The sequence below is a fragment of the Streptomyces sp. NBC_00464 genome (assembly GCF_036013915.1).
In the GTDB taxonomy this organism is placed as follows: domain Bacteria; phylum Actinomycetota; class Actinomycetes; order Streptomycetales; family Streptomycetaceae; genus Streptomyces.
Genome location: NZ_CP107899.1, coordinates 7,911,472 through 7,936,288 on the forward strand (window position 1 = coordinate 7,911,472; position 24,817 = coordinate 7,936,288).

General features: G+C 71.3%; 17 protein-coding genes and 1 riboswitch. Of the genes, 9 read left to right on the top strand and 8 right to left on the bottom strand.

Annotated elements, in window-relative coordinates:
• Positions 1-84: 84 nt before the first annotated feature.
• On the top strand, positions 85-1,974 hold the full coding sequence (locus OG912_RS35455; protein ID WP_327712908.1) for a rhamnogalacturonan lyase: 1,890 nt from the start codon (positions 85-87) through the stop codon (positions 1,972-1,974).
• A 56-nt stretch (positions 1,975-2,030) separates the two neighbouring features.
• Here OG912_RS35455 and OG912_RS35460 read toward each other — a convergent pair whose 3' ends face one another.
• Positions 2,031-3,374, bottom strand: coding sequence for a DUF6777 domain-containing protein (locus OG912_RS35460; RefSeq protein ID WP_327712909.1), 1,344 nt, complete (start codon positions 3,372-3,374; stop codon positions 2,031-2,033).
• Between the two features lie 141 nt (positions 3,375-3,515).
• Here OG912_RS35460 and OG912_RS35465 point away from each other — a divergent pair, with 141 nt between their 5' ends.
• Positions 3,516-4,793 carry a streptophobe family protein gene (locus OG912_RS35465; protein ID WP_327712910.1) on the top strand — a complete coding sequence of 426 codons (1,278 nt, stop codon included), beginning with the start codon at positions 3,516-3,518 and terminating at the stop codon, positions 4,791-4,793.
• Here OG912_RS35465 and OG912_RS35470 read toward each other — a convergent pair.
• The 5 genes from OG912_RS35470 to OG912_RS35490 form a co-directional block, all read right to left on the bottom strand.
• Complete coding sequence (locus OG912_RS35470) at positions 4,790-5,794, bottom strand: serine/threonine-protein kinase (RefSeq protein ID WP_327712912.1); 1,005 nt, start codon at positions 5,792-5,794, stop codon at positions 4,790-4,792. The genes OG912_RS35465 and OG912_RS35470 overlap by 4 nt on opposite strands.
• A complete protein-coding gene (locus OG912_RS35475) occupies positions 5,794-6,375 on the bottom strand; it encodes a hypothetical protein (protein ID WP_327712913.1) in 582 nt (193 codons plus the stop codon). Before OG912_RS35475 ends, OG912_RS35470 begins: the two co-directional genes overlap by 1 nt.
• Positions 6,376-6,384: 9 nt before the next feature.
• Entirely contained in the window at positions 6,385-8,733 is a 2,349-nt protein-coding gene (locus tag OG912_RS35480) for an FHA domain-containing protein (protein WP_327712914.1), read from the bottom strand.
• A gap of 109 nt (positions 8,734-8,842) precedes the next feature.
• On the bottom strand, positions 8,843-10,483 hold the full coding sequence (gene pgm, locus OG912_RS35485) for a phosphoglucomutase (alpha-D-glucose-1,6-bisphosphate-dependent) (protein ID WP_326734354.1): 1,641 nt from the start codon (positions 10,481-10,483) through the stop codon (positions 8,843-8,845).
• Positions 10,484-10,529: 46 nt separating this feature from the next.
• Positions 10,530-11,267 (bottom strand): 4'-phosphopantetheinyl transferase family protein, encoded by a 738-nt coding sequence (locus OG912_RS35490; protein WP_327712915.1) that lies wholly within the window; start codon positions 11,265-11,267, stop codon positions 10,530-10,532.
• A gap of 186 nt (positions 11,268-11,453) precedes the next feature.
• Here OG912_RS35490 and OG912_RS35495 point away from each other — a divergent pair, with 186 nt between their 5' ends.
• Complete coding sequence (locus OG912_RS35495; RefSeq protein WP_327712916.1) at positions 11,454-11,948, top strand: GNAT family N-acetyltransferase; 495 nt, start codon at positions 11,454-11,456, stop codon at positions 11,946-11,948.
• A gap of 86 nt (positions 11,949-12,034) precedes the next feature.
• Here the strand turns inward: OG912_RS35495 and OG912_RS35500 are convergent, their stop codons facing one another.
• Positions 12,035-12,664: a hypothetical protein gene (locus OG912_RS35500; RefSeq protein ID WP_327712917.1), complete on the bottom strand. Its 630-nt coding sequence runs from the start codon at positions 12,662-12,664 to the stop codon at positions 12,035-12,037.
• 534 nt (positions 12,665-13,198) lie between these two features.
• On the opposite strand from OG912_RS35500, the gene OG912_RS35505 reads away from it, so the two are divergent.
• The 5 genes from OG912_RS35505 (at position 13,199) to OG912_RS35525 (ending at position 20,778) form a co-directional block, all read left to right on the top strand.
• Positions 13,199-17,488 carry a discoidin domain-containing protein gene (locus OG912_RS35505; RefSeq protein WP_327712918.1) on the top strand — a complete coding sequence of 1,430 codons (4,290 nt, stop codon included), beginning with the start codon at positions 13,199-13,201 and terminating at the stop codon, positions 17,486-17,488.
• A gap of 206 nt (positions 17,489-17,694) precedes the next feature.
• Positions 17,695-18,021, top strand: a complete 327-nt coding sequence (locus OG912_RS35510) for a cupin (RefSeq protein ID WP_326734349.1) — start codon at positions 17,695-17,697, stop codon at positions 18,019-18,021.
• Positions 18,022-18,119: 98 nt separating this feature from the next.
• Entirely contained in the window at positions 18,120-18,746 is a 627-nt protein-coding gene (locus tag OG912_RS35515) for a GNAT family N-acetyltransferase (RefSeq protein WP_326734348.1), read from the top strand.
• Positions 18,747-18,846: 100 nt separating this feature from the next.
• Positions 18,847-19,719: an ABC transporter substrate-binding protein gene (locus OG912_RS35520; RefSeq protein WP_327712919.1), complete on the top strand. Its 873-nt coding sequence runs from the start codon at positions 18,847-18,849 to the stop codon at positions 19,717-19,719.
• A 126-nt stretch (positions 19,720-19,845) separates the two neighbouring features.
• Positions 19,846-20,778, top strand: a complete 933-nt coding sequence (locus tag OG912_RS35525) for a carbohydrate kinase family protein (RefSeq protein WP_327712920.1) — start codon at positions 19,846-19,848, stop codon at positions 20,776-20,778.
• A gap of 169 nt (positions 20,779-20,947) precedes the next feature.
• On the opposite strand, the gene OG912_RS35530 is transcribed toward OG912_RS35525, so the two are convergent.
• Positions 20,948-22,240, bottom strand: a complete 1,293-nt coding sequence (locus OG912_RS35530) for a hypothetical protein (RefSeq protein ID WP_327712921.1) — start codon at positions 22,238-22,240, stop codon at positions 20,948-20,950.
• 167 nt (positions 22,241-22,407) lie between these two features.
• On the opposite strand from OG912_RS35530, the gene OG912_RS35535 reads away from it, so the two are divergent.
• Positions 22,408-24,306 carry an acyl-CoA dehydrogenase family protein gene (locus OG912_RS35535; RefSeq protein ID WP_443061055.1) on the top strand — a complete coding sequence of 633 codons (1,899 nt, stop codon included), beginning with the start codon at positions 22,408-22,410 and terminating at the stop codon, positions 24,304-24,306.
• 291 nt (positions 24,307-24,597) lie between these two features.
• A riboswitch (cobalamin riboswitch) is annotated at positions 24,598-24,784 on the top strand.
• Positions 24,785-24,817 lie beyond the last annotated feature (33 nt).

Below are 24,817 nucleotides of genomic sequence, written 5' to 3' on the forward strand. Positions count from 1 at the left end.
CCGGTACGCCCGGACGGCAACCTTTCCGGTCCCGGCGGGCACTGAGGGGTACCCGACCCACCCCCACTCCGGAAGGCACGCACCGTGGTTCCTGAGCATCCCCGTTCCCCCCGCAGACGCCGCACCTCCCGCACCCGGACCCTGATCGGCGCCGTCACGGCCGGTCTGCTGGCCGCCGCCGGACTGGTCGTCACCGGCCAGACCTCGCAGGCCGCGACCGCGCGCCAGGCGGAGGCACTGGACCGCGGCGTCGTCAGCGTCCACACCGACACGGGCAACCTGATCAGCTGGCGCTGGCTCGCCACGGACGCGGACGACGTGTCGTTCAACGTCTACCGGGCGGGCACCAAGGTCAACGCCACGCCGGTCACCGGCTCGACGAACTACTTCCACGCGGGGGCACCCAACTCCGCGGACTACACCGTGCGCGCGGTCGTCGGCGGAGTCGAACAGAGCGACTCCGTCCACGCGATCCAGTTCCGCACCGGCTACAAGGACGTGCCCATCACCCCGCCCGCCGGCGGCACGACCCCCGACGGCGTCGCCTACACCTACGAGGCCAACGACGCGTCCGTCGGCGACCTCGACGGGGACGGCGCACTCGACTTCGTACTGAAGTGGCAGCCCACGAACGCCAAGGACAACTCCCAGTCCGGCTACACGGGCAACACGATCGTCGACGGGATCAAGCTCGACGGCACCCGGCTGTGGCGCGTCGACCTGGGACGCAACATCCGCTCGGGCGCGCACTACACCCAGTTCCAGGTGTACGACTACGACGGCGACGGCAAGGCCGAGGTCGCGATGAAGACCGCCGACGGCAGCGTCGACGGCAGGGGCACGGTGATCGGCAGCGCGTCGGCCGACTACCGCAACTCCTCCGGCTACATCCTGTCCGGCCCCGAGTACCTGACCATGTTCAACGGACAGACGGGCGCCGCCATGGGCACCGTCGACTACGTCCCCGCGCGCGGCACCGTCTCCTCGTGGGGCGACAGTTACGGCAACCGTGTCGACCGCTTCCTCGCCGGCACCGCCTACCTCGACGGCTCCAGGCCCTCGCTGATCATGGCCCGCGGCTACTACACGCGTACGGTGATCGCCGCCTGGGACTGGCGGAACGGTGCGTTCACCCGGCGCTGGACCTTCGACACCAACAGTTCGACCAACTCCGGCAAGGGATACGACGGCCAGGGCAACCACCAACTGTCCGTCGCCGACGTCGACGCGGACGGCAAGGACGAGATCGTCTACGGAGCCATGGCCGTCGACGACAACGGCAATGCCCTGTGGACCACGAAGAACGGCCACGGCGACGCCATGCACGTCGGTGACCTGGACCCGTCCCGCGCGGGCCTGGAGGAGTTCAAGGTCGACGAGGACAGCTCGAAGCCCTCGTCCTGGATGGCGGATGCGAAGACCGGCCAGATCATCTGGTCGACGCCCGCCGACGGCGACAACGGACGCGGCGTCAGCGACGACATCTGGTCCGGCAGCGCCGGTGCCGAGTCCTGGTCGTCCGCGGCGGACGGGGTCCGTAACCCCAAGGGCACCGTCGTCGCGAGCCGCAAGCCCTCCAGCGCCAACTTCCTGTCCTGGTGGGACGGCGACACCACCCGGGAACTCCTCGACGGCACCCATATCGACAAGTACGGCACCTCCGCCGACACCCGGCAGCTGACCGGGGCATCGGTCCACTCCAACAACGGGACCAAGGCCACCCCCGCGATCTCGGGCGACCTCTTCGGCGACTGGCGCGAGGAAGTGGTCTGGGCGACCACGAACAACACCGCTCTGCGCATCTACTCCACGCCGTACGAGACCGCCACGAAGATCACCACACTGCTCCACGACACCACCTACCGCACGGCCCTGGCCTGGCAGAACACCGCGTACAACCAGCCGCCGCACCCGAGCTTCTTCATCGGCAGCGGGATGGCGACGGCGCCTCGGCCCACCGTGTCGACGCCCTGACCGACGCCCTGGCCCCACGGACGGCCCGCCGGGGGACCGGCGGGCCGGTACGGGCGCTACGCCGCGTCCGAGGCCCCGTCGTCGGAGGCCGGCGGGGCGGGCGGCGGGGCCTCGGACTCCCCGGTCTGCGGTGTCACGGGCTCGGGGGCCGACTCCGATGTGGGCGGCGGCGCCTCGGAAGAGGGCGGAGGCGAGGGAGGCGGCTCCTCGGACGTCGGAGGCGCCGAGGGAGGTTCGGTGGAGGGCTCACCGGAATCCGTGGCATCCGTCGGGGGTGACGACCGCTCGTGGGACCCCGGGGAGCGGGAGGAGGAGTCCGAGGGGCAGGGGTCGGACTTCGGCGGGCAGGGGGAGGTGCCCGAGTCGGCTGGCGGGTCGGTCTTCTTGTCGCCGTCGCCCGTGTCGCCGGCGTCCCTTTCGAACCAGCCGTCGGTCCCGGGGTCGAACATGACGAACACGTTCACCGGCTGCGGGGCGGGCTCCACCACCACGACCTGGCCGGCCCGGTAGCCCGGCCAGGGATCGCCCTTCACCTCCGGCGTGCCCTTCAGAGCGACCGGTGGCAGCAGGGGGTTGCCGCAGGCGCAGCGCACCCTCGGTACACCGCGGTCGTCGACCAGGACCGCCGTACCGGCCTGGAGCACCGCCTGGTAGCTCGTGGCGGCGCCGTTCTCGTACCCGTGGTTGGTGACGCGGGTGTCGAGCCGCAGCTGGACCGGTGTCAGCGCGCGCAGATACGCCGGGACGCCGGACGGGGCGATGCCCTCCACCGAGGCGAAGGCCTTGTTCTTGGCGGGCTGGTCCGTGAGGGCGGTGATCTGCTTCTCCACGTCGCAGCTGGCGACCTTGCGGGTGCCGCCGTACAGGCCGGGTGCCGAACCGTCCACGCCCTGGGTGACGTTGTTCCCCGTCCCGGACGCGCTTGCCGCCGGACTCGGCACGGTGGTCGGCGTCGCGTCCCCGGGTGCGCTGCGTGCGGTCGAGCCGGTGAACGGCGCGCGGCCGGCCGAACCGGCCGCCTGGAGGAACACCTCGCCCCCCGCCGAGTTCGAGCCGTCCGGGCGGGTGAGGACGACGGTCAGCACCACCGCCGCCACGATGACGACGGCGATGGTCGCCACCTTCGGTACCGACCGCCACCAAGGAGTGCGGGGTCCCCGGCCGGAACCCTGCGGGGATTCACCCGGTCCCGCAGGGCCGCCGGAGCCGCCGGATCCCCCGGATCCCCCGGATCCCCCGGATCCCCCGGAACCGCCGTGATCGCCGCCGGACGGCGGACCGGGTGGCGGTCCGGAGGGGCGCTCGGGCGGCGGCGGGACGGACCCGCCCTGCGACGGACCCGACAGTGGTCCCGAGGGCGGCCCGGTGGGGCGGCCGGACGACGGCGGCTGGTCACTCACGGCTCATCTTCCCCACACCAGGATCGTTACCGAATTCTTCCGGTATCAGCCATTGTGTTCCCCATATCGGCGAGGCCCGCAAGCCGACGCGGTCGGCCCACCCGAGGGGCGGCCCGTAGCGCGCCTGCCTAGCGTGGGCCCGTGAGCACACAGGGACCGGACGGCCGGAGCGGTACGGGAGTCCGCGCCGCACACGGATGGGGCGACGCCCTCCTGACCGTTGTTGCGGGACTCGTGGCCATGGGCGTCACCGCCGCCCTCGGCCTGTGGGCGGCCGGGGCCACGGATCTGCCCGGCGGTTCGTTCTCCCGGGTGGTCGCGGCCGTCGTCGTCATGGCGGCGGGCGGATCGGTCGACCTGTCGGGCAACGCGGGCGAGCTCGCACAGACGCATGCGGACATCTCGGTGCTGCCGCTCTCGGTCACCCTCGTCGGCGCGCTGGTCCTCGCCGCCGGATTCCTGCGGCCCCTGAGACACCGCGCCGTCGCCACCACCCGCGAACTGGCCGGCTGGGCCGCCCGGATCGCGCTGCTGTGGGCTCTGGTGCTCATCGGCCTGTCCCTCCTGGCCAGGCAGACCTTCGCGATCCCCGGGGCCGACCCGACCGGCGGTGTCATCGGCGTGTTCGACGCCTCGCCCCGGGCCGGATTCCGGGCCGACATCCCGCTCACCCTCGTCCTCGGCCTGCTCTGGCTGGCCGGTGTCCTCGTCCTGGCCCTGCTCGTCTCGCGCGGTGCGCCGCTTCCCGCCCGGCTGGTGCGTTTCCAGGAGTCGGTACGGCCGGCCGCGTACGCGATGGTGGCGCTACTGCTCGCCTGCGTGGCCCTGGGACTGGTCATCGCGCTCGTCGTCGCGGTGACACAGGGGCAGCCCGCCGCGACGTTCGCGGTGATCCTGCTCGGACTGCCCAACCTCGTCTGGCTCGTCCTCACCCTGGGGCTCGGGGCGTCCTGGGAGGGGAAGGTGGACGGGCCGTTCGGGCTGCCGATGCCGCAGCTGCTGGACTCCGTCCTGCGGACCCCTGACCTCTCCACCCTGAACGTCGGCACGCTCGCCGAGCAGGACGGCCGCGCCTGGTGGTGCGTCGTCGTGGCAGCGGCGCTCACCCTGGCCGCCGCCTTCCTGATGGCCGCACGCTCACCGGCCCGGATGCGCCCCTGGCAGCACGCCCTGCACATGGCGGCGGCACTCACCCTCACCGTGTTCGCCGTATGCCTGCTCGTCCGGATCTCCGCGCACTACGGACTGTCCCTGCTGGGCCTCGGCGGCGGGCTGGGCGGCGAGGTGCTGCTGCGTCCGAGGCTGTGGGGCGCCCTCGGACTCGCCATCCTGTGGGGGCTGGTGACCGGTCTCCTCGGCGGGCTGCTCGCCGCCCGCGTCCACCGGCGCGGCGAAGTGGATTCCCAGGACGGGCGTTAGCCCGGCTGCCCGGGAAACACCGGCAGCGCCCACCGCGGAGGTGCGGGCGGCGGCCCGGGCCCGGACTGCCACCCGCCGATCCGCCCGTCCACCTGCGTCGGCGGATGGCCGCCCCGCACCTCGCCCCGGGCGGCGGCGCGCAGCGCGGCGACGAACTGGAGGCAGGAGTCGTACCGGTCGTCCGGACTCTTGGACAGGGCCTTCGCCAGCACCGCGTCGACGCCCGCCGGAAGATCGGGGCGCAAGGCCGTCAACGCCGGCGGTGGATCGAACTGGTGCGCCCAGAGCAGTGCCATGTCGTCGTCGCGCTGGAAGGGCGGCGCACCCGCCATCGTCTCGTGCACGACGCACGCGAGGCTGTACACGTCGCAGCGCCCGTCCACCGGACGGCCCGAGATCTGCTCGGGTGCCACGTAGTCGAGCGTTCCGACGAACTGGCCGACGGACGTGAACCCGGTCAGCGACAGTGACTTCTTCGTCAGGCCGAAGTCCGTCAGATACACGTGCTCCGGATGATCGCTGTCCGTGCCCGCCGCGACCAGGATGTTGCCGGGTTTGACGTCCCGGTGCACCAGGTCGTGGTCGTGGGCGGCGTCGAGCGCGGACGCCACCTGGGCGGCGATGCGGAGCGCGGTTCCGAGCGGCAGCGGCCCCTGCCGGTCGATGAGGGCACGCAGGTCCTGACCGGCGACGTAGCGCATGGCGATGTAGAGGATGCCCTCGGTCTCACCGGCTTCGAAGACCGGCACGATGTGGGGGTGGTCGATCGCGGCCGCCACCCGTGACTCATGCGTGAACCGTTTACGGAAGGTGTCGTTGCGGGCCAGTTCCGGGGCGAGCAGCTTGAGGGCGACCGTGCGGTCCAGCCGCAGGTCCTTGGCCCGGTACACGACCGCCATCCCGCCGCGCCCGATCTCGCCCTCCACCAGGTAGTCGGCGATCTGCCGGCCGATCAGGTCGGAGGGCCGCCCGGCGGGCAGCGAGGAATCGCCCGCGGGCATCACGCATCACCCGGCAGGGTCCGCGGATGGGCCGCCGGATCGACCAGCCGGGTCGGCTCCGGGCCGGACCCGGGCGCCGGGGCGCTGCTCGGCCGGCCGGGGCCGGACTGCGCCGCGTAGGTCGTCAGCCGGGTCCCGTCCGTGTACACCCAGCGCTCGTGCTCCGCGTCGTACAGCCAGACGGCTTCGCCGTCGACGACCACACCGGCCCGGAGCCCCTGGGTGCGGCGGCGGAAGGTCTCCCCGTCGATGCGGCCCTCGATGAGATCCTCGGACGCCCGGTGGAACCGTTCCAGTGACTCCTGGACCCGGGCGACAAGCGGCCGGGGGTCCGCCGTACGGGCCATCGGCTGCCCGGCCTGCGGCGGATCGTGCGGTACGGACACCAGCAGCCGGCCGTCGACCCAGGCCGACCAGCCGTTGGCGCACAGCACCTGTCCCCAGTCGCCGCGCCGGTCGAGCAACTGGACGGGGAGCAGCGGGTCGAGCGGTTCGGTGGGCCGGGAGACGTCGGGCGCCTCCCAGGCGGGCAGCCCGTCCTGGGGGACGACATGGGTGGGGCGGAAGTCCTCGGTCTCCATGGGCCGCTCCTACTTCCGCATGATGGCGGGCTCGTGCCGGCGCAGCAGCCTGGCCACCGCGAATCCGAAGACGGCCGACAGCACCACCAGCATCCCCATGTCGAGGAGCCAGATCCCGGCGGAGTGCTCGAAGAGGGGGTCCGAGGTCAGCTTCCCCGGCACGATCCTGGCCAGGTCGATCGTTCCCGCCATGGCTCCGAGCGCCCAGCGGGACGGAATCAGCCAGGACAACTGCTCGATGCCGGGTACCCCGTGCAGTTTCAGCAGCGCACCGCAGAAGACGACCTGGACGATCGCGAGCAGCACCAGGAGAGGCATGGTGACCTCCTCCTTGCGCACCAGCGCGGACACCAGGAGGCCGAGCATCATCGCGGTGAAGGACAACAGCGCCACCGTCAAGGTGATTTCGACCAGCGGTGGCAGCAGAACGCCCTTCCCGCCGGGGGCGTTGAGATCGACTCCCACGAGACCCACCAGGGTCAGCACGACGGCCTGGAGCACCGTGATGGTGCCCAGCACCACGACCTTGGACATCAGGTACGCGGATCTGGACAGGCCGACGGCTCGTTCCCGCTGGTAGATCACCCGCTCCTTGACCAGCTCGCGCACCGCGTTGGCCGCGCCCGTCAGCACACCGCCGACACACAGGATCAGCAGCGCGTTCATCGCCGTCTCCTGGGTCAGCCTGCTCCCGGCGAGGGCCCGTGTCATGGCGCCCATCACGAACGGCAGCGCGATCATGATGACGAGGAACGTCCGGTCGGCGCTCAGCGCGGCCGCGTACCGCCGCACCAGGGTCCGCAGTTGCGCACCCCAGCTGCGGGTCTTCGGCGGCGGTGCGACCTCCGCGGCAGCCGCATGGGGCAGCAGGGGTTGCGCGCTGGCGTTGGCGATGTACCGCCGGTGGAAGGGGGAGGCGGCGAACTCATCGGCCCAGGGCCGCTCGCGGTCGTTCTCGAAGGCCTCGAACGCCTCCGGCCACTCGGCGAAACCGAAGAAGGCCAGCGCCTCCTCGGGCGGACCGTAGTAGGCGATCTTCCCACCGGGTGCGAGCACCAGCAGCCGGTCGCACACGTCCAGGCTCAGCACACTGTGGGTGACGACGATGACCGTGCGCCCGTCGTCGGCGAGGCCGCGGAGCATGTGCATGACCGAGCGGTCCATGCCGGGGTCGAGGCCCGACGTCGGTTCGTCGAGAAAGAGCAGCGACGGCTTCGTCAGCAGCTCCAGCGCCACGCTCACCCGCTTGCGCTGCCCGCCGGAGAGACTGTGGATCGGCTGGTCGGCCCGCTGGTCGAGCCCCAGCTCCCGCACCACTTCGGCGACCCGCTCCCGCCGCTCCGACTTGGCGGTGTCCTGCGGGAATCGGAGCTCCGCGGCGTAACCGAGTGCCCTGCGTACCGTCAGCTGGGCGTGCAGGATGTCGTCCTGGGGCACCAGTCCGATGCGCTGACGCAGTTCGGCGTAGTCGTGGTAGAGATCGCGGCCGTCGTAGAGGACGGTGCCCTCGTCGGCGGGGCGCAGCCCGGTCAGGGCGTTCAGGAGGGTGGACTTGCCCGCGCCACTGGGTCCCACCACTCCCAGCAGGCACTTCTCGCCCACCGGGAAGGAGACGTGGTCGAGCAGAGTCTTGCGTCCCTTGTCGACGGTGACCGCCAGGTCCTGCACGTCGAGCGACACCTCACCGGTGTCGACGAACTCCTGGAGGGTGTCGCCGACCAGACAGAAGGCGGAGTGGCCGATGCCGACGATGTCTCCGGGGGAGACGGGTGCGCGGTCGGCCGGCTGGCCGTTGAGGAAGGTTCCGTTGTGCGAGCCGAGGTCGACGATCTCGTACGTGCCGTCCGTATGGGCCAGCAGTTCGGCATGGCGGCGCGAGACGCTCAGGTCGTCGACGACCAGGTCGTTCCCGGAACCGCGGCCGATCCGTACGGTGCGGGACGGCAGCGGTCGTACGGTGGTCGGCTGCCGGAACGTGCCGGTCGCGGCGGGCATCGAGACGGCCGACGGACGGCCCGGGGCCGCCGGCGCAGGCGTCGGCCGGCCGCTCAGCACGGCCTGCGGTCCGTCCGCCGGATGGCCGAAACGGATCACGCTGCCCGGCCCGATGCCCGACTCATGGATCCTCCGGCCACCGGTGTAGGTGCCGTTCGTGCTGCCCTCGTCCTCGATCGACCAGTGACCGTCCACGGGCCTGAGCACCGCGTGGTGCCAGGAGACCCGGACGTCGTCGATCACGATGTCGCTCAAGGGGTCGCGTCCGACGTGGTACTCCCGGCCCGGACTCATCACCGTGGGTCCTGCGTCGGTTTCGAGTACCAGCTCGGGCGCAGTCGGCGCGACAGGCCGCTCTCCCATGCCCGAATTCTATCGACCGGTACGGGTATGTGCCCGGCCAGCAGGCTGCGTGCAGGGCCCATGTTCCCGGTCGGAACGGAGCAGGGGAGGGCGGCCTCCCACCGCGGTGTCAGGCGTCCAGGGCGGCGGAGACGACGGCCTTGGCCTCCTCCTGGACGAGGGCGAGGTGCTCGGCGCCCCGGAAGGACTCCGCGTAGATCTTGTAGACGTCCTCGGTGCCCGAAGGCCGTGCCGCGAACCAGGCGTTCTCCGTCGTCACCTTGATCCCGCCGATCGCGGCCCCGTTGCCCGGCGCCGAGGTGAGGACGGCCGTGACCGGTTCGCCCGCCAGGGTGTCGGCGCTGACCTGCTCGGGGGAGAGGCGTGCCAGTACGGCCTTCTGCTCGCGGTCGGCGGGGGCGTCGATCCGGGCGTAGGCCGGCTCACCGAACCGGGCGGTCAGCGCGGCGTAGTGCTGGGACGGCGAGTCGCCCGTCACCGCGAGGATCTCGGAGGCGAGCAGGGCCAGCAGGATGCCGTCCTTGTCCGTCGTCCAGACCGACCCGTCACGGCGCAGGAACGAGGCCCCGGCAGATTCCTCGCCGCCGAAGCCGAGCGACCCGTCGGCCAGGCCGTCCACGAACCACTTGAAGCCGACCGGCACCTCCACCAGCTGCCGGCCCAGGTCTGCGGCGACCCGGTCGATCATGCCGGACGACACCAGGGTCTTCCCGATGCCCGCACCCGCCGGCCACCGGTCCCGGTGCGCGTACAGGTAGTTGATGGCCACGGCGAGGTAGTGGTTGGGGTTCATCAGCCCCGCGTCCGGGGTGACGATGCCGTGCCGGTCCGCATCGGCGTCGTTGCCGGTGGCGATCTGGTAGCGGTCACGCTGCCCGATCAGCGAGGCCATCGCGTACGGCGAGGAGCAGTCCATCCGGATTTTGCCGTCCCAGTCCAGCGTCATGAACCGCCAGGTGGGATCGGTGAGCGGATTGACCACGGTCAGGTCGAGCCGGTGCTCCTCGGCGATGCGGCCCCAGTAGGCGACCGACGCACCGCCCAGCGGGTCGGCCCCGATCCGTACCCCGGCCGCGCGCACCGCGTCCAGATCGAGCACGGACGGCAGGTCCGCCACATAGCTGCCCAGGAAGTCGTACGTTCCGGTCGACGGCGCTGCCAGCGCCCGGACGTACGGCATGCGCCGCACGTCCTTGAGGCCGCCGGTGATGATCTCGTTGGCCCGTTCCTGGATCCAGCCGGTCGCCTCCGACCCGGCCGGGCCGCCGTTCGGCGGGTTGTACTTGAACCCGCCGTCACCCGGCGGATTGTGCGACGGAGTGACCACCACACCGTCGGCGAGCTGCGACGAACGCCCGCGGTTGTACGTGAGGATGGCGTGCGAGACCGCCGGCGTCGGCGTGTAGCCGTCGGCGGAGTCGATCAGCACGGTCACGTCGTTCGCGGCGAACACCTCGATGGCGGTGACCCGCGCGGGCTCCGACAACGCATGGGTGTCGGCGCCCAGGAAGAGCGGCCCGTCCGTCCCCTGCCGTGCCCGGTACTCGCTGATCGCCTGGCTCGTCGCCGCGATGTGGTCCTCGTTGAACGCGGTGGCCGTCGACGACCCGCGATGCCCCGAGGTGCCGAAAGCGACCCGCTGGCCCGGTTCGGCCGGATCGGGGTGCAGCGTGTAATACGCCGTCACCAGCCGCGCCACATCGGTCAGGTCCTCCGGGCGCGCCTGCTGCCCGGCTCGTGTCTGCGGCATCTGCCACTCCTCCGTATCGGTCGGTCGGTACGATCTGCCCGCCGTGTCATTTTCGCCGGTCGCCGTCACGGGCGGTCGGCTGACCCGCCGCACGGACGGCCACCGCCGCCGCGTATGTGGCGGGTACCTCCACGTCGGTGACCTCCCAGCCCGCCGGGCCCGGCCGCGGCCGGGGGCCGGTGCCGACGTGCTCGGCCGCGAGTCCGCCGGCCAGGCCGATGCCCTCGCCCTTCAGATATGCCTCCTTGCGGGTCCACACCCGGCCGAAGGCGACCGGCCGCAGCTCCTCGGGAAGCTCCGCCAGCTCACGGGACTCCGCCGGGTGCAGTTGATCGGCGATGTCGGACACGACCCCGGGCTTCGGGATCCGCTCGATGTCCACCCCCACCGGCACCTCCGCGAACGCCAGCAGTGCCACTCCGTGGGTGTGCGACAGGGAGAAGTGCAGACCGCCGTCGGTCGCGGGACGGCCGTGCGGGCCACCGCAGGACGGGCACGGCTCCCGGGTGAGGGGCACCGCACCGGGCGCGACCCCCAGCCGCGCTCCGAGCAGCAGCCTCAGGGCCACATGCGCGGCGACGTAACAACTGCGGTCGGCCGCGACGGCCAGACGCGCCGCCCTGCCGAGCTCACCGGCATCGAGGATCTCCGGCGCGATGAGCTGCGCATGCCCGCCGAGCCGCACCGCGTCCACCAGCCACAGTGACGGGGCGCCGGGCGGAAAGCGGAAGGGCGGGAGCCGGTGGCCGTGCTCGGGGAATGCGAACACCTCGGGCTGATACACCGTAACGTCGATTCCTTCGCCGGGGAGGGAGCCGTGAGGGCGTGTCACGGCGGAGCGGTCACCGATATCCTATGGAGATCCGGACCGGGGCCGACGTATGTTCGATCACAGGGTGGCCAGTTCAGCGTGCTCACGAGGCGCGGCGGGCTTTTCGGTCGCCCGGCCCCTCAGGACAGGAGACCCCGGATGCCATCGGACAGCCACCCGCACTCCGGCGCGGTACTGCTGCGTGAGGCCCGCGCCGAGGACGCCGGCGTCCTCACCCGGCTCCTTCTCGATTCCCGCGCCGCCGCCCTGCCGTACCTGCCGCGGGTGCACAGTGACGAGGCGACACTTGGCTGGATGACGCACGTCGTGCTGCCCGCCACGGACGTGTGGGTGGCCGAGCTCCAGGGGGACGGGGGAGCGGCGGAGCCGGTCGGCTTCGTCTCGGTCGACGGAGATGAGATCGAACAGCTCTATCTGCGCCCCGACATGCGGCGACGGGGCATTGGAACGCAGCTGCTGGCGAAGGCAAGGGAACGCAGCCCGCATGGGCTCGCCCTGTACACCTTCCAGCGCAATGCCGATGCCCGGGCCTTCTACGAGCGGCACGGATTCACCGCCGTCGGGTTCGACGACGGCAGTCGCAACGAGGAGAACGAGCCGGACGTCAGGTACCGCTGGAGCCCGGCGGGCTGAACCGGCGAGCTGAACCGATGGCGTACGAAGACTGAGGAGACGAGCGGGTGCCGCGGTCGCGGGACCCGCTCGTCATCGAGCGGTGATCAGCTCGTCGGTCGATGAGGCGGGAGCCCGGAGTTGATACGGCGGCCCCGCGCGGCGAAGCCCAGTCCGCCGCCCACCACCAAGGACGTGGCCAGCACCATGCCGTGTGCCGGGTTGCTGCTCGCTCCGACCGCGGTGACCAGGGCCGGTCCGGCCAGGTAGCACAGTCCGTTGCCGAGCGATTCCAGGGCGAAGGCGGTGGGCAGCGCCTCGGCGTGCTCGCCGCGCAGCAGTGCCGACCAGCGGGTGGACGACAACGCGCCGAGCTGCGGGATCGTGGCGCCCACCAGTGCTCCGGCCGCGGTCAACGGTCCGTGCGGGCTGCCGTTTCCGGCGAGGGCCAGCAGCGAGACCACGGCGATGGTGTGGGCGAGGAGAGCGGGTGGCAGCACCCGGGTCTGGCCGAATCGGTCGACCAGCCGGGCGAGTTGGGGCCCGGCCAGCGCCTCTGCGACGGCGAAGGCGCCGGTGACCAGCCCGGCCGCGGCGTAGGAGCCGGTTCGGCCGTGGACCAGCCAGATGATGCCGAGGCCGGTCATGGCGATGCCCAGGCGGCCGGTGGTGGCGGTGAGGAAGAAGGCTGCGGCCCCGGGGGTGCGGAGCAGGGTGCGATAGGTCGCCGACGTCACGGCGCGTCTCTTTCGCTGCCCGGCGGGGCGGACCGCCCGGGGCCGTCGGCGTCCTGATGTGCCGACCCATGGTCATCGCCTGGAACCGTCCTGTGCTGGCGTGGAGCAGGGACGCGCACCCCACGCCGACTCCGTCACCGGGCAGAGGTCTCTCAAGAGGTCTCGGGTGTACGAACAGCGCGATCCTACGCTCTGCGGACAGGCCGCCGACCGCCGTCTTACGGCCCTCCGAGCTGGAACCTTTCAGCACCTTTCATTTTCACGCAAATTCCTTGCGTGAAACCCGGACGCGACCACGTCTGCCCGTTCGTCGGCCAAATGCCTTGATTGTCGCCCTGGTTGTTGTGTGCTTGCGGAGCCGTCCGGGGATTCCACTTCTGCCGCAACGGTGGACTCGCTCGCATTTCTCTGCAACTCTCTGACCGCTAAACGCAAAAGCCCATCCTGTTGGTGCAGGAATCGATGCCTCGACAGGTACGCAGACAGAGCCGCGCCTGGGTCGCGCCCTGCGCCGAGGCCGAAGATCGGGGACATATGAGAACCCAACGCTGGAGACGGCGTGCCCTTTCCGCCGCCGTCACCACCAGCCTGCTGGTGGTCGGCTGGCCGGCGCTCAACGCGTCGGCGGCCGGCGGACCGAACATCGCCGCCGGTCACAGGGCGGCGGCGAGCAGCGCCGGGAGCGGAAGAGCCGCCGGAAACATCGCGGACGGAGACCGGTCGACCTATTGGGAAGGGGCGGGCAGCGCCCTGCCGCAATGGGTGCAGAGCGACCTGGGCAAGGTCACCCGCATCGACAGGATCACCCTGAAACTTCCCGGGGACTGGAAGAGCCGCCGCCAGACCCTCTCGCTCCAGGGCAGCGCCGACGGCACCAGCTTCACCACGCTGAAGACCTCGGCCGACTACACCTTCGCGCCGGGCAGTTCCAATCAGGTGACCATCGAGGTCCCGGCCACCATGGCCCGGTTCGTACGGGCGAACATCACCGCGAACACCGCGTCGAAGAACGGCCAGCTTGCCGAGCTGGAGGTCCGGGCGGCCGCCGAGTCGTCGGTGAACCTGGCGGCCGGCCGCACGCTCACGGCCAGCAGCTACACCCAGACGTACATCGCCGCCCAGGCCAACGACGGCAACGCGGCCAGCTACTGGGAGAGCCGCAACGGCGAACTGCCCCAGTGGATCCAGGCCGACCTCGGCTCCTCGGTGCGGGTCGACCGTGTGGTGCTGCGGCTGCCGGACGGCTGGGAGAGCCGCAGCCAGACGCTGAAGATCCAGGGCAGCTCCAACGGCTCGGACTTCACCGACCTGACGCAGCCCACGGCGTACACCTTCAGCCCGACGGCCGGCGAGTCGGCGACGATCACCTTCGACGCCACGACCACGCGCTATGTACGCGTCCTGGTCAGCGCCAACTCCGTCCAGCCGGGCGCCCAGGTCTCCGAGCTGGAGATCTACGGACCCGAGTCGGGCGACACCCAGGCGCCGACCGCACCCTCGCAGCTGGCGTTCACCGAACCGGCCACCGGCCAGATCAAGCTGACCTGGAACGCGTCGACGGACAACACGGCCGTCACCGGCTACGACATCTACGCCGACAACGCGCTGCTCACCAGCGTGGCGGGTAACGTCACCACGTTCACCGACACCCGTCCGGCCGGCTCCACCGTGTCGTACTACGTCCGGGCCAAGGACGCGGCGGGCAACGCCTCGGCGAACAGCAACACCGTGACCCGGACCGGGAGCGGCGGCGACACCCAGGCGCCGACCGCACCGGCGAACCTGAGCTTCACCGAGGCGACCGCCGGTCAGATCAAGCTGGTCTGGCAGGCGTCCACCGACAACAAGGGCGTCACCGGGTACGACATCTACGCCAACAACGTGCTGCGCAAGAGCGTGGCCGGCGATGTCACCACCTACACCGACACCCAGTCCGCCGGCACCACCGTCTCCTACACCGTCCGGGCCAAGGACGCTGCGGGCAACGTCTCGGGCGACAGCAACACCGTCACCCGTAACGGCAGCACGGGCTCGGCGTCCAACCTCGCGGTCGGCAAGCCCATCACCGCCTCGTCCGTGGTCCACACGTTCGTCGCGGAGAACGCCAACGACAACAGTGTGACCACCTACTGGGAAGGCGCCGGGGGCAGCTACCCGAACACCCTGACCGTGAAGCTGGGTGCCAACGCCGACACCGAGAACGTCGTCGTCAAGCTCAACCCGGACAGCAGCTGGGGGGCCAGGACGCAGAACATCCAGGTCCTCGGCCGGGAGCAGAGCGCCTCGGCGTTCACCAGCCTGGCCGCGGCCAAGGACTACGCCTTCAGCCCGGGCAGCGGCAACACGGTGACCATTCCGGTCAGCGGCCGGGTCGCCGACGTCCAGCTGAAGTTCAACTCCAACACCGGATCGGGCGCCGGTCAGGTCGCGGAGTTCCAGGTGTTGGGTGCTCCGGCGCCCAACCCGAACCTCCAGGTCAGCTCGGTGACGGCGGCCCCGGCCGCGCCCGTCGAGTCGGACCCGGTCACGCTCAGCGCGACGGTGCGCAACAGCGGTTCGGTCGCGGCACCGGCGAGCAAGGTCGAGTTCCGGCTCGGCGGCTCCAAGGTCGCCACCGCGTCCGTGGGCGCACTGGCGGGCGGGGCCTCCGCCCAGGTCAGCGCCGACATCGGTTCGCGCGACGCGGGCACGTACGCACTGAGCGCGGTCGCCGACCCGGCTAACGAGGTCATCGAGCAGAACGAGACCGACAACACCTACACCAGCACGACCGGCCTCGTCGTGAAGCCGGTCGCCAGCTCGGACCTGGTCTCCACGGGGGTCAGCACCTCCCCGTCGGCCCCGTCCGCCGGTCAGAACGTCACCTTCTCCGTCGCCCTCAAGAACCAGGGCTCGGTGGCCTCCGCAGCGGGTGGCCACGCCATCACGCTGACCCTGCTCGACTCCAAGGGCGCCACGGTGAAGACCCTCACGGGCACCTACACCGGGGCGATTGCCGCGGGTGCGACGAGCGCCCCGGTGAGCCTGGGCAGCTGGACGGCGGTCAACGGCTCGTACTCCGTGAAGACGGTGATCGCCGACGACACCAACGAGCTGCCGGTGAAGCGCGAGAACAACACCACCACCAGCTCCCTCTTCGTCGGACGCGGCGCCAACATGCCGTACGACATGTACGAGGCGGAGGACGGGGTCACCGGTGGCGGCGCCCAGGTCGTCGGCCCGAACAGGACCGTCGGCGACGTCGCGGGCGAGGCGTCCGGCCGTAAGGCCGTCACCCTCAACAGCACCGGCAACTACGTCGAGTTCACCACCAGGGCGAGCACCAACTCCCTGGTGACCCGCTTCTCCATCCCGGACTCCGCGGGCGGCGGGGGCATCGACTCGAAGCTGAACGTCTACGTGGACGGCACCTTCCTCAAGGCGATCGACCTCACCTCGAAGTACGCGTGGCTGTACGGCGCCGAGACCGGTCCGGGCAACTCCCCGGGCTCGGGTTCGCCGCGGCACATCTACGACGAGGCGAACATGCTGCTGGGCAGGACCGTGCCGGCCGGCAGCAGGATCCGGCTCCAGAAGGACGCGGCGAACACCAGCACGTACGCGATCGACTTCGTCAGCCTGGAGCAGGCGACCCAGATCCCGAACCCGGACGCGGCCGCCTACGCCGTTCCCACCGGGTTCACCCACCAGGACGTCCAGAACGCCCTGGACAAGGTCCGGATGGACACCACGGGCAAGCTGGTCGGTGTCTACCTGCCGGCCGGTGACTACCAGACCGCGAGCAAGTTCCAGGTCTACGGGAAGGCCGTCAAGGTCGTCGGCGCCGGACCCTGGTACACCAGGTTCTTCGCACCCTCGTCCCAGGAGAACACCGACAACGGCTTCCGCGCCGAGGCCAGCGCCAAGGGCTCGTCGTTCTCGAACTTCGCCTACTTCGGGAACTACACCTCGCGCATCGACGGCCCCGGCAAGGTGTTCGACTTCTCCAACGTCTCGGACATCGTGATCGACAACGTCTGGAACGAGCACCAGGTGTGCCTCTACTGGGGGGCCAACACCGACGGCATCACCATCAGGAACTCCCGCATCCGGAACACGTTCGCCGACGGCATCAACATGACCAACGGCTCGACGGACAACCACGTCGTGAACAACGAGTCCCGGGCCACCGGCGACGACAGCTTCGCGCTGTTCTCGGCGATCGACTCCGGCGGCGCGGACATGAAGAACAACGTCTACGAGAACCTCACGTCCCTGCTGACCTGGCGGGCCGCGGGTGTCGCCGTCTACGGCGGGTACGACAACACCTTCCGCAACATCCTCATCGCGGACACCCTGGTCTACTCCGGCATCACCGTCAGCTCGCTGGACTTCGGCTATCCGATGAACGGATTCGGGACCGGTCCGACCACGGTCGAGAACGTCTCCGTTCTCCGTTCCGGCGGCCATTTCTGGGGGTCGCAGACCTTCCCCGGCATCTGGCTGTTCTCCGCCTCCAAGGTCTTCCAGGGCATCCGGATCAACCACGTCGACATCGTCGACCCGACGTACAGCGGCATCATGTTCCAGACCAACTACGTAGGAGGACAGCCCCAGTTCCCCATCAAGGACACGATCCTGACCGATATCTCGATCTCCGGCGCGCGCAAGAGCGGCGACGCCTACGACGCCAGGTCCGGATTCGGGCTGTGGGCCAACGAGATGCCCGAGGCCGGCCAGGGGCCCGCCGTCGGTGAGGTCACCTTCAACGGGCTGAAACTCAGCGGCAACGCCCTGGACGTGAAGAACACGACGTCCACCATGAAGATCAACATCAATCCGTAGGCCGCACCGCACCCAGGGGCGCCGTCCGGTCCGCCGGGCGGCGCTCCGCGCCGTGCACGAGGCGGTTCCCGCACGCCGCGTGCGCGACACTGCCGGACACCGGTCCGGCCGAAGGCGCACCTCTTCACAGGCCCGGCCGCGTATCCAGGCGCACGGCCGGGTCCGGCAGGATCGCGGGGGAGCGGGGGCTGCGGCAGAGTGGGCACATGGACGCTCCGAATGATCTGAATGCCCTGGCCGACGAGCACCTGGCCGCGGCCCGCACCTCCCCGCACGGCCGCAGTGCCCACCTCCTGCTCCACGAGGACACCCTGCGCCAGACCGTCATCGCGCTGGCCTCGGGCCGCGCCCTCGACGAGCACAACGCCCCGCCCGCCGCCTCCCTCCAGGTGCTGCGCGGCACGGTGCGGCTCACGGCCGCTTCCGGTGACGTGGAACTGGCCGCCGGACGTCTGCACCCGATCCCCCAGGAGCGGCACGGGCTGCTCGCCCTGGAGGACGCCGTGGTGCTGCTGACGGCGGTCAACGACTGACGACCGTCAGGCATGGCCGGACCGGCCGGCGCCAGCCGTCGCCACAGCGTGGGCCCAACGCCTTGTGGGAGCGCTCTCACGTTCGGCAGGATGAGGCGGTGACCCTTCTTCCCGGCCCACGGGCCTACCGATCCGCCGACCGCGTGGCCCTCGCCGACATCTGCGTCCGGACGGCCGACAACGGCGGCGACTCCCGGCATCTGTATCCGGACCCGGAGCTGATGCCGTCGATCTTCGCCGCGCCGTACGCGTACCTCGAACCCGACCTGGCCTTCGTCATCGACGACGGCACGGGGCGGGCGGTCGGCTACATCCTCGGGACGGCAGACACAGCTCGCTTTGTGACGGAGTTCCGTACACGCTGGCTGCCCCTGGTCGAGGACCGCTACCCGCGGCCGGACGGTGATGCGCGGAGCCCCAGCGACGAGATGATCGGTCTCCTGCACAACCCGGAGCGGATGGTCCTGCCCGAACTCGCGGACCATCCGGCCCACTTGCACATCGACCTGCTGCCCGACTGGCAGCGCAAGGGGTACGGGAGGGAGCTGATGCGCACCTTCCTCGCCGCCCTGAATGCCAAGGGGGTCAAGGGCGTTCACCTGTCCATGCTCACGGCCAACACGCCGGCCAGGGCCTTCTACGACCGGCTCGGCTTCGCCGAGATCGAGGTCCCGGACCCCGGCCCCGTCACCTACCTGGTGCGCTCCACCGCGCCGGACCTGTAGTCGGTCCCCTGCGCCGCGGGTGCCGCGGGGTTTCGCTGGGCAGGTAGTCCTGGACGGGACCGCGACGGGGGCGGGCAGCCGGTGGCGAGAGGTGTGTGACGTGAGGGAGCAGACCGTGTGGCAATTCTCCGACGACCGCGGGCAGGTGTCGACTGCCGGGCGGTGCCCGACGCGGGTCCTCGCCTATGTCCAGGCCGGTGCGACCTTATGGGATCACGGCATCCGCCCGACCGGGATATTCGGCTCGGGTCACGACGACCCCGCGGTACCGGACACGGCGAAGACGGGATCGCTGCCCCTGGCCGACGTCGCCTACGCCGGAGCGGGCGCCACGCTGGACGTGGACGCGCTGCTCAGCGGCGAGCCGGACCTGGTGGTGGCCGTCAGTTACGGCGGCGGCCAGGTCTACGGCCTCGATCCGGAGACGGCCAAGCATCTGGAGGGGCACGTCCCGGTCGTCGTCATCGACGTGGGCCAGACCCGCACCCTCGCCGAGATCGGTGACCGGTTCGCGGAACTGGCGCGTTCGCTCGGCGCCGGGGAGCCCGCGGCGGCCACCCAGGAGCTGGAGGCGGCCCGGGACCGGCTGCGCGTACTCACCGCGGGCCCGGACAGGGCGAGGGTCCTCGCCCTGTCCCCGGCCGGCCAGGAGCAGGCCCATCTGGCCCGCCCCCGCATGTGGCCCGAGCTGCGGGTGCTCACCGAGCTCGGCGTCGGCCTGGTGGAACCCGCCGAGGGACCCGGAGCGAACTGGTCGACGGTCGGCTGGGGGCAGGCCGCCGCGCTGCGTCCGGCCGTCGTGCTCGCCGACATCCGGGCCAACGCCACCCCGCTCGACGAGCTCCGGACCGACGGGCCGTGGGCGTCGGTCGTCCGCTCGGCGCGGGTGGTGCCCTGGAATCCCGAGCCGGTGTGCAGCGCGCGCGCCCATGCGCGGTTCCTGTCGCTCGTGGCCGACGCGCTGGACGCGTAGCCAAGGGCGGGGGCCCCGGTACCGGCCGGAGCGGTCCGTACACGGCAGGATCGGGCGCAACGCGTTCGCGGGCAGTGACCTGTGCCAGGACGCCTACGCCACCGCACAACAGGAGACCTCACCCTCATGCTCGACAGACTCGACCTGCTGGTCATCGGTGAATGCGTCGCGGACATCGTCCGGCTGCCGGATGCGGCCGACCGGGTCCACCCGGGAGGCAGCCCGGCCAACGTCGCGTACGGCCTGGCCAGGCTCGGACACGGCGTGACGCTGCTCACCCAGCTGGGGGCGGACGAGAACGGACGGCTGATCCGCGATCACCTGACCGGAGCCGGGGTCGACGTCCGTACGGACGGTTCCACCGACCCCACCCCGTCCGCTGCCGTGGCTCTGGACGGCACGGGCCGGGCCGCGTACACCTTCGAGATCACCTGGACACTCGGTGCGGTCCCGCTGGACAGGGCGCCGCTGCACCTCCACACCGGGTCGATCGCGGCGGTGATGGAACCGGGAGCGGCCACCGTCGTCGCGGCCGTCGAATCACTGCGGACGGGCGCGACCGTCAGCTACGACCCCAATGTGCGGCCGGAGCTGATGGGGGACCACGGGGCCGCCGTGCGCAAGGCCGAGCGCTGTGTCGCGCTCAGCGACGTGGTCAAGGCCAGCGACGAGGACCTGGAGTGGCTCTATCCGGGCGAGGACCCGGTGAAGGTCGCCGGGAGGTGGCTCGACACCGGCCCGGCCGTCGTCCTCGTCACCCGGGGCGGGGACGGAGCATGCGCGGTCCTGCCCGACGGGCCGGTGACTGTCGGTGCGCTGCCCGCCGAGGTCGTCGACACGGTGGGGGCGGGGGACGCCTTCATGTCCGGCACCCTGCACGCACTCGCCGCACACGGACTGCTCGGCGCGGCCGGCCGGGAACGGCTGCGCACAGTGGACCGGGCCACCGTGACGGACGTCCTGCGGCACGCGGCGGCATCGGCGGCCGTCACCGTCGGCAGGGCCGGTGCCAACCCGCCCGACGAGGCGGAACTGGACGCGGCCCTCGGCCGGATGTGAAACCGGGCGGTGCCACCGTCACCCCCCACGGGAACGGCGGCACCGCCCTTGCACCGACGAGGAGATGCTGAAGCGGTGGCTCCGGAGATGCTGCCCATTCCTCACCGCCCAGCTGTCACCGGCACGGCACTGTTGTACGCACCGCCCGTTACTCGGGCATTACAACCCCCTAGGCCGGCGCCGCCAGGTGCGGAGTGCTGTCGTCGTCGAGGAATTCGACGACCGCCAGGGCGAACAGGGCGCAGATCGCGATCCACACCGTGACCAGGCCCGTCGGCCGGTCCCACGCCACCAGTACCGCGACGGCCACCACGACCACCGTCCAGTTCAGCGGCCGCCTGGCCCGGTGCACCCACCTGCCGACCGGACCGCCGGTGACACCGGCCGCATCCCGTACGGCTCCGATGCCACCGCTCCACATCGCCTTGACCCGGATTGCGGCGCGGCCCCCGCCGGTGAGCCAGGCGGCGAGCGCCACCACCGCGCCGACGGTCACCACCAGCCGGACCCCGGCCCGCAGATAGCCGGCCAGTGTGTCGAAGACCGCGCCCGCCGCCGGCTGCGAGACGTCCGAGGGAAGGCTGTCGAGATAGAAGGCGCGTCCTGCCCACAGCCCGAGTCCGAGCAGTGCGGCACCCGCTGCGACCGCGAGCGCTGTGGTGACCAGTGCCCGTCGGCGGCGTACCGCGAGCAGCACGCCGCCCGCCGCCACCACCAGTGTGACCACGGGAAGCCAGAATCCGAGGAGTTCGAGCGCCCGGAAGCCCTGCTTTGCCTTGCCGACCGAGTCCGAGGTCAGGACCGTGAAGTCGGTGTGGACCTCCGGGATCTTTCCGGCCACCGTCAGGCCACGGTCGACGAGGCGCTGCTTCACCCGGTCGATGACCGGGGCGAGGTCCAGGGTGACGGTGTCGTCGGTCAGCTTCACCGCGCCGCCGCCCTCGCCGGTCAGCGCCTTCACGACGGAGGCGTGGGCGGATCTGTTGAGGTTGCGCCACACCCGCTCGAACTCGTCGCTCGTCACGAACTTCTCCACGGTGCCGTGGACGAAGTTCCTGACGCCGGTGGTGAGTGGATCGCCGAGCCTCCGGAGTGCCTTGTCCACCACGGGCCGGTCGGCGGGAGCGACGTCCGCCAGCAGCGCGTCGATGTCCAGATGGGTCATGACGGTGTCGGTGACGCGTGTGGTCACCGCCGCCTGCACATCGGGATCGGAGGCAAGCGGCTCCATCATTCCCACGTAGCGGTCCGTGTCCCCGGCGACATCGCTCGCCCAGCTCGACACGATGCTCAACGGGGTGAGTACGGCCGCCACCAGGATCAGCAGGGCCGCGAAGAACGAACGCAGGCGCAGCCGGGAGCGCGCCGGGGCCTGGAGCTCCAGCTGTGCCACCCGGGCGCGCAGGGCTTCGAGTTCGGCGTGCTCATCCGGTGCGGCCGCCTGGCCGGGGTGCCGTTCCATGACCCAAGGGGATGTCCTGGTCGGCCGCACAGCGCGGCGGGTTGCTGCATACGGGTGACGGGCGGTGGAGGGGTGAGTGGCATCGGAGAACCTGCCGGGCCGTGAAGAATCGGTTTTGGGCGCCGGTTATGGGGTGTCCTGGACGTTTTCTGATCGTTCCCGCTTGTATGACCACCATTCTCAACAGGTCCGGTCCCTCGGGAGCCGGAACCGGGCCGTTCGCCGACCCGCTCACCACCGTGCTTCTCGGTCCGGACGCCCGCCGCGAGCACGGCTTCTGGCGCCGGCTCGTCGCCACCGAGCCGTTCCGCCGGCCTGTCTGCCCCCCTCCCGGCCCCGCCCCCGACGAGCGGCTCGCCCTCGCCCACGCGCGGCTGCGCACGCTCAACGGCGCCCTGGACAGCGCCGCCCGGCCGGCCGCCGACCCAAGGGCGCTGGCCGCTCTGCACGAATGGCTCGCCCCGGTCGACCCGGCGCTCACCACTGTCGCGGGCATTCACTACAACCTCTTCCTCGGCAGCCTCCTGGACCACGATGCCGACAGCCCCCGCGATCTGTCGGACTTCCTCCAGCTGCGACGGATCGGCACCTTCCTTTGTACGGAGGTGGCCCACGGCAACGACGCGGCCGCCGTCGAGACGACCGCCACCTACGACCCCGGCAGGGACGGGTTCGTGCTGCACACCCCGCACTCCGGCGCCCAGAAGTTCATGCCCAACACCAGCCCGGCCGGCGGCCCCAAGTCGGGACTCGTCGCCGCCCGCCTGATCGTCGACGGCGTGGACCAGGGGGTGTTCCTGTTGCTGGTACCGCTCACCGATGCCTCCCGGGCCCTGCCGGGGGTCCGGGTGCGCCGGCTACCCGCACGGATGGGCAGTCCGGTCGACCACTGCCTGACCTCCTTCGACCAGGTCTTCGTGGATCGCGGGGCGCTGCTCAAAGGCGCGCAGGGGCGGGTCGGCGACGACGGGGTGTTCCGTAGCGAGACCGAAGGACACCGGCGCCGCTTTCTCGCCTCGATCGGGCGGGTCACCACGGGCCGGATCTGCATGAGCGCCAGCGCGGTGGGCACCGCACGCGTCACGCTGGCCGTCGCCGTCCGCTACGGAGGCCACCGCTTCGTCTCGGGGGGCCGCTCGTCGCCTCCGGTGCCGGTGATCGCTCACCGCAGCCACCACGGCCCGCTCGCCGAGGCCATGGCCACCGTCTTCGCGATGAGCCTGCTGCACCGGCGCGTCCTGGAACGCTGGGAACAGGCGGCGGCGCGGCCCGCGGAGCGGGAGGCCGCCGAGCGGCTGGTCGACATCGCCAAGGGGTGGATCACCTGGCAGGCCCGGTCGGTGATCGTCGAGTGCCGGGAACGGTGCGGCGCCCAGGGGCTGCTGGAGAACAACGGGATGACCGAACTCGTCACCGGGATCGAGGGTGCCATCACCGCCGAGGGCGACAACCTGGCCATCCACTCCCGGGCGGCCGCCGGACTGCTCTTCGACAGGGCACGGGGGACGGAGGAGGAGCCGGCCGCCGGCCCGCCGAGCGGCGACCTCACCGACCTGCGGTTCCTCGGCAGGCTCCTGGACCAGGTGGAACGCATCTGGTTCGACCGGGCGGCCGCACGGATGGCACGGGTACCGCACGGCGGCCCGCTGGAGCGCTGGAACGCGGCCTCCGGGCCCGCGCTGCGGGGGGTCGAGGCCCATGCGGTCCGGCAGGCGGCCTATGCGTACGAGCAGGCGCTCGCGGCTCTGCCCGCCGGTGAGGCCCGCGAGCGGCTGGGCGAACTGGCCCGGCTGTTCGCGCTGCGCCGGGTAGCGCACAGCAGCGGGGATCTGCTCGCGGCAGGGCACCTGACCGCCGCCCAGGTCGACGGGCTGACCGATGCCACCGAGCATCTCGTCGCCGCCGTGAACGGTCATCTGCCGGAACTGGCCGAGTCGTTCGCGCTGCCCGGCGAACTGCTCGCCGACTGGCCCATCGCGGGAGCCCGCTACGCGGACGCGTACGACGACCCGGACGCGTCCTGGCACAGCGCCGCGGCCGGGGCACCCGTCGGGGGTGTGCGATGACGGGCACACCGAGGCGAGAGGCCTCCGTGCTGCCGCGACGGGCGGCGGACGCGGTGCGGTGCCTGGGCCTCCGGGTCGTCCTGCCGGCCTTCTGGGGGACCGCGGCCGTGCTCTCGCGGTGGAGCGAGGGGTCGCGCAGCCACGTTGGCGAATCGGTTCGCCGCAAGGCGTAGCCGGAGGAACGCTGCGTGGTCGCTCCGGCGCCGGGGCGGTGTACGGCACCGCTCCGGCGCCCCGCGGGGCAGCCCCGTACCACCGACCACACCGCCGCTGAGCTGCGCAGAGGCTCGTGGTAGCGTGCCCGGAGCCAGTCGAACTCCACGTAGGGGTCAGGGAATCCGGTGCGAATCCGGAACTGACGCGCAGCGGTGAGGGGGACGGGCGGGGCCACGGCCACTGGGAGACCCACGGTTTCCCGGGAAGGCGTCCCGTCCGCATGAACCCGAGTCCGAAGACCTGCTGGCACCCGCGGTCCGGGACCGGATCGCGGAACTCCGTACACCGGGCCCCG

Excerpts from the sequence above, each read along its gene's own strand:
- OG912_RS35470 (WP_327712912.1), bottom strand. The coding sequence starts at position 5,794 with ATGCCCGCGGGCGATTCCTCGCTGCCCGCCGGGCGGCCCTCCGACCTG.
- OG912_RS35475 (WP_327712913.1), bottom strand. The coding sequence starts at position 6,375 with ATGGAGACCGAGGACTTCCGCCCCACCCATGTCGTCCCCCAGGACGGG.
- OG912_RS35480 (WP_327712914.1), bottom strand. The coding sequence starts at position 8,733 with ATGGGAGAGCGGCCTGTCGCGCCGACTGCGCCCGAGCTGGTACTCGAA.
- pgm (WP_326734354.1), bottom strand. The coding sequence starts at position 10,483 with ATGCCGCAGACACGAGCCGGGCAGCAGGCGCGCCCGGAGGACCTGACC.
- OG912_RS35495 (WP_327712916.1), top strand. The coding sequence starts at position 11,454 with ATGCCATCGGACAGCCACCCGCACTCCGGCGCGGTACTGCTGCGTGAG.
- OG912_RS35505 (WP_327712918.1), top strand. The coding sequence starts at position 13,199 with ATGAGAACCCAACGCTGGAGACGGCGTGCCCTTTCCGCCGCCGTCACC.
- OG912_RS35510 (WP_326734349.1), top strand. The coding sequence starts at position 17,695 with ATGGACGCTCCGAATGATCTGAATGCCCTGGCCGACGAGCACCTGGCC.
- OG912_RS35525 (WP_327712920.1), top strand. The coding sequence starts at position 19,846 with ATGCTCGACAGACTCGACCTGCTGGTCATCGGTGAATGCGTCGCGGAC.
- OG912_RS35530 (WP_327712921.1), bottom strand. The coding sequence starts at position 22,240 with ATGGAACGGCACCCCGGCCAGGCGGCCGCACCGGATGAGCACGCCGAA.
- OG912_RS35535 (WP_443061055.1), top strand. The coding sequence starts at position 22,408 with ATGACCACCATTCTCAACAGGTCCGGTCCCTCGGGAGCCGGAACCGGG.